The sequence below is a fragment of the Nocardioides sp. CPCC 206348 genome (genome assembly GCF_048654705.1).
In the GTDB taxonomy this organism is placed as follows: Bacteria; Actinomycetota; Actinomycetes; order Propionibacteriales; family Nocardioidaceae; genus Nocardioides.
Genome location: NZ_JBMCZA010000239.1, coordinates 103,164 through 106,042 on the forward strand (window position 1 = coordinate 103,164; position 2,879 = coordinate 106,042).

Annotated in this window: 2 protein-coding genes; one reads left to right on the top strand and one right to left on the bottom strand. The window is 70.6% G+C overall.

The window, feature by feature from the left end; all coding sequences use genetic code 11:
* The first annotated feature begins 105 nt into the window (after positions 1–105).
* Positions 106–1,314 carry a YibE/F family protein gene (locus tag ACOADB_RS27805; RefSeq protein ID WP_378606784.1) on the top strand — a complete coding sequence of 403 codons (1,209 nt, stop codon included), beginning with the start codon at positions 106–108 and terminating at the stop codon, positions 1,312–1,314.
* A 126-nt stretch (positions 1,315–1,440) separates the two neighbouring features.
* On the opposite strand, the gene eccCb is transcribed toward ACOADB_RS27805, so the two are convergent.
* Positions 1,441–2,879, bottom strand: a 1,439-nt coding sequence (gene eccCb / locus ACOADB_RS27810) for a type VII secretion protein EccCb (protein ID WP_378606787.1), incomplete at its 5' end; no start/stop codon positions are given.

Below are 2,879 nucleotides of genomic sequence, written 5' to 3' on the forward strand. Positions count from 1 at the left end.
GCCCGGCGTCACGAAGTCGAGCTGGTGAACCGTTCCGGCTAACGTCGTGCGAACTGGTCGCTCCGGCGACCAGTTCGCATGACGACTCGAGCAGGAGGAGCGCCCGTGGGTGCCGGACACAGCCATCGCGCGACCAGCGACAGCGACGCCGACCACGTCCGCGTCGGTACGACGGCACGCACCGTGCTGCTGGCCGGGCTCGGGATCGCCCTGCTCGCCACGATCATCGCCCTGGTCGCGTGGTGGCCGCCGGGTGACACGTCCGAGCGGGCCGCGGAGAACGGCGGGGAAGCGGCCGAGTTCGCCGCGCCGGGGGTGACCTTCCCCTCCGCAGAGGTGGTTTCGATCGCGGAGCGCTGCCCCGGGCAGGGGTTCCCCGATGGCTCCGGGTGCAGCACGCTCGAGGTGGAGGTCGACGGTGAGGACCAGCCGGTCCGGATCGACGTGCAGCCGAGCGTCCTCGAGTCGGGCATCAGCGTGGGCGACCACGTCGAGCTGATGCGCACGCCGACCCCGGAGGCCGAGAACGGCGAGGAGGCGTCGTACTCCTACTTCGCCACCGAACGCAACGGCACCCTGATCTGGCTCACGCTGTTCTTCGTCGTCGTGGTCGTCACGATCGCCCGCTGGCGCGGGGTGTTCGCGATCCTCGGGCTCGCGTTCGGCGGGCTCGTCGTGTGGTGGTGGATGCTGCCCGCCCTGCTCGACGGCTCACCCGGCGTCGGTGTCGCCCTGACCAGTGCTGCGGCGATCATGTTCGTCGTCCTCTACACGACCCACGGCTTCTCGCTGCGCACGAGCACGGCGCTCGCCGGGACCCTCGTCGGCATCGTGCTGACCGCTGGTATCGGCGTGATCGCCATCGGCGACGCCCACCTGACCGGCATCAGTGACGAGAGCGGTGCCATCCTCGCCACCTTCGGCGCCCTCGACTTCCAGGCCCTGCTGGGCTGTGCCCTGGTGATTGCCGGCCTCGGTGTCCTCAACGACGTGACGATCACGCAGGCCTCGGCCGTGTGGGAGCTGCGTTCCGTCTCGCCCCACGCGTCGCGGGCCGAGGTCTTCGCCAGTGCCATGCGGATCGGCCGGGACCACATCGCCTCCACGATCTACACGATCGTGTTCGCGTACGTCGGCACGGCGCTGATCCTGCTGATGCTGCTGCGGGTCTACGACCGACCGCTGATCGACCTGCTCTCGACCGAACAGCTCGCCGAGGAGGTCATCCGGACCCTGGTCACCTCGGTCGGCCTCGTGCTCGCCGTACCGATCACGACCGGCCTGGCCGCGCTCGTTGCCGCACCTGCGGACTGACGCTGTCGGCTTGCCGCCAGGCCAAGGTCCGCACCTTCCAAACTCGACTGCGGCGCGGCAGCGCGGCGAGAGCAGGTCGCTGGCAGCTTGCTGCCCGAAGCACCTGCGAAGACGCGTCTCGCGCAATCAGACTGAGGGATCGGTCCAGGCGAGCTGGACCGTCTCGGTGCCGCGGTCGCGGGTGATCAGGCGGCCACGACCGGGCTGGGCCGGACCGGGTCGCACGTTGCCGAGGAGCACGCCCTCGTCGCGGTTGCCCGCGAGCAGGATGCCGGGCATCGCGAGGTCGCGCAGGGACTGGATCACGGGTTCGTAGAGCGCACGGGACGCGCCACCGGAGCGGCGGGCGATGGCCACGTGCAGGCCGACGTCGCGCGCCTGGGCCAGCAGCGGCTGGAGCAGGGCGACCGGTGAGCTCTGCTGGGTCGCGACCAGGTCGTAGTCGTCGACCACCACGAACACCTCGGCGCCCGACCACCACGAGCGGTTGCGCAGCTGCTCGGGAGTGACGTCCGGCCCGGGGATCCGGTTCTGGAGGTACGTCGCCAGGTCGTTCAGCGCCGGCTGCGCCTGGGTCGCCGAGGTCAGGTAGTTCAGCAGGTAGTCCTCGGGGACCTCGCCGAGCAGCGATCGCCGGTAGTCCACGACGACGATCTGCGCCTCGGCAGGCGTGCGCGTGCGCATGATCTCCTGGCAGTACGTCCGCAGCAGGTTGGACTTGCCGGACTTGCCGTCGCCGAAGAGCAACAGGTGCGGCTCGGCGTCGACGTCGAGTCCGACCGGGGCCAGCTCCTTCTCGTTGATGGCGAGCAACAGCTGCCGGGCGGGCGGCGTCGTGGTGAGCGCCCGCACCTCGTCGAGGCTGATCCGGTCGGGCAGCAGCCGGAGCTTGGGTCCCGTCGGTCCGCGCCAGTTCTTGGCGACCGCGGAGATCAACGCGTCGACCCCGTCGCCCAGGGTGCTGGCCGACGGGTCGCCGTCGATCCGCGGCAACGCGGACAGGAAGTGCAGCTTGCCGGGCACCAGGCCGCGACCTGGTCGGCTGAGCGGCACGAGGGCGGCCACCTTGCGGTCGATCTCGGAGTCGATGGGGTCACCGAGGCGCAGCTCGAGGCGGGTGCCGAGGACGTCGCGCATGGCTGCGCGGAAGTCCGGCCAGCGGGTGGAGGACGTCACGACGTGCAGGCCGAAGGTGAGGCCGCGCCCGGCCAGCTGCTGGATCTCCAGCTCGAGGTCGTCGAACTCGGAACGCAGCGTGCCCCACCCGTCGATGACCAGGAAGACGTCGCCGTACCCGTCGTCGGCACGACCCGTCGCCCGCCGGCTGCGGTAGGTCTCGATCGAGTCGATGCCCTGGTTGCGGAAGTACTTCTCGCGGCGGTCCACGATGCCCTTGACCTCGGCGAGGATCCGGCGCACCACCTCGGGTTCCGAGCGGCTGCCGACGCCGGCCACGTGGGGCAGTGCGGCGAGGGGCGAGAACGTGCCGCCGCCGAAGTCCAGGACGTAGAACTGCGACTCGAGCGGCGTCGTGGTCAGCGCGAGGCTGGTCACGATCGTCCGCA